We start from the raw sequence: 1,843 nt of genomic DNA, 5'->3' as shown, positions 1-1,843 counted from the left end.
CGGGCGGCCGGACCGCTCCCGGGCCTCGCGCATCAGGGCCAGGTCGGGAGAGGTCGCCGGCGAGCCCGTCCGCCCGCGTCCACCGCCCTCGCAGAGCACGATCCGGTCGCCGGCGTCGGCGGCGCAGTAGTCGGCGACGGCCAGCCACTCCTGCAGGACGTGGCCGGCCCGCGCTGGACGACCACCGGCAGGCCGAGCCGGGAGACCGCCCTGACCAGCCGCAGATCGCGCGTCCAGGCCGCCCCGACCACGACGCCGTCGGCCGCGGCGGCGATCTGCGGCAGGTCGCCGGCGGAGGACGGCTCCACCAGGACCGGCCCGGCCCAGCGGGCGCGGACCCCGGCCAGGGTCTCGGCGACGGTGCCGGGCCGCTCCCGGCGTTCGCGCAGGTCGATCCAGCGCGCGTCCGCGCCCGGCCCGCCGATCACCACGGCCGGGCCGGCGCCCAGCGTGAGGGTCCCCAGGCGTACGGCTCCGCGCTCCGCCCGTGCGGTCGGCTGTACGGTCAACGACATCTCGGCTCCCAGATGCTCAAGCCGGCGCGCGTCCAGCGAGCCGGCGAGGTGCGAGAAACAAAAAAGGCAGAGACGGGTCGTCTCTGCCTGCGCCGGCTCAGGAGGGTCGCTGGGTCACGCGTCGGGCGACCGGCTCTCCGGAGCCGGCCTGATAAACGCGGAACAGCGGTTCATACCGCCGAGTCTAGGCCACCTCCGCCCGATTCGCCACGGGGCGGGACGGCCGTCTCGCATGGCGGACATGCCGCGCGGCGATCCGGCGCTCCTGGCAGGTAGGGCACCGCAGCCGCGCGGAGGGTCGGGGCGGATCCCCGTTTATGGGAGGATCTTCTCCACTGTGAGGGAGGTCAACGCGGGTGATGCAGTCGGAGGGGAACCAGGAAGGGCGACGCGTCGCCGGCCGCTACCATCTCCTGGAGCCCATCGGGCGGGGTGGGATGGGCACGGTCTGGAAGGCTCACGACGAGCTCCTCGACCGGACCGTCGCCATCAAGGAGGTCCGCTACTCCGCCGCCCTCGGTGAGGACGTCCAGACGCTCAACCAGCGCCTCCTGCGGGAGGCGCGCGCGGCGGCCCGGCTGACCCACCCGAACGTCGTGGTGGTCTACGACGTGATCGAGGAGAACGAGCAGCCCTGGATCGTCATGCAGCTCGTGCAGTCCCGCTCGCTGGGCCAGGTGCTCCGCGAGGACGGGCCGCTGCCTCCCCGGCAGGTCGCCGAGATCGGGCTGGCCCTGCTGGGGGCGTTGCAGAGCGCGCACGACGCCGGGGTGCTGCACCGCGACGTCAAACCGGAGAACGTCCTGCTCGCCCAGAACGGCAGGGTCGTGCTCACCGACTTCGGCATCGCCAAGCTGGACTCGGAGAGCACGCTGACCATGACCGGCGTGGCGGGCACCCCCGCGTTCATCGCGCCGGAGCGGCTGCGCGGCCTGCCCGCCCGCCGGGAGTCCGACCTGTGGTCGCTCGGCGCGACGCTGTACGCGGCGGTGGAGGGCAGGTCCCCGCACGACCGCAAGATGCCGCTGGCCACCATGCACTCGGTCATGACCGACCCGCCGGACCCGGCGCGCAACGCCGGTCCGCTGCTGCCGGTGCTGGAGGGGCTGCTCCGCAAGGAGCCCGTCCAGCGGCTCACCTACGCCGAGGCCTCCGCCATGCTGCGGAAGGTCACCGAGGGACGCTCCCCCACGCAGCCCTCGTGGATGATCCGCCCGGCCTCCCCCCCCGGCCTCCCCGGCCGGCGCCGTGCCCGCCGGGGACGACTCGCCCGCGGCTCCCGAGCGGCGCAAGCCCTACGGGGCCCCGGCGCCCCGCAAGCCCGCGAC

2 protein-coding genes are annotated in these 1,843 nt (G+C 74.7%); one reads left to right on the top strand and one right to left on the bottom strand.

All coding sequences use genetic code 11. The features are described from left to right. Positions 1-32: 32 nt before the first annotated feature. Positions 33-515 (bottom strand): hypothetical protein, encoded by a 483-nt coding sequence (locus tag ACWJ6R_RS35755; protein WP_449066450.1) that lies wholly within the window; start codon positions 513-515, stop codon positions 33-35. Between the two features lie 359 nt (positions 516-874). Between ACWJ6R_RS35755 and ACWJ6R_RS35750 the strand changes: the two genes are divergently transcribed. Beyond that, the coding region (locus tag ACWJ6R_RS35750) for a serine/threonine-protein kinase (RefSeq protein WP_449066449.1) at positions 875-1,843 on the top strand (969 nt) is incomplete at its 3' end.

Source organism: Planomonospora algeriensis, assembly GCF_977012225.1.
This window is presented reverse-complemented; position numbering and strand designations above follow the sequence as displayed.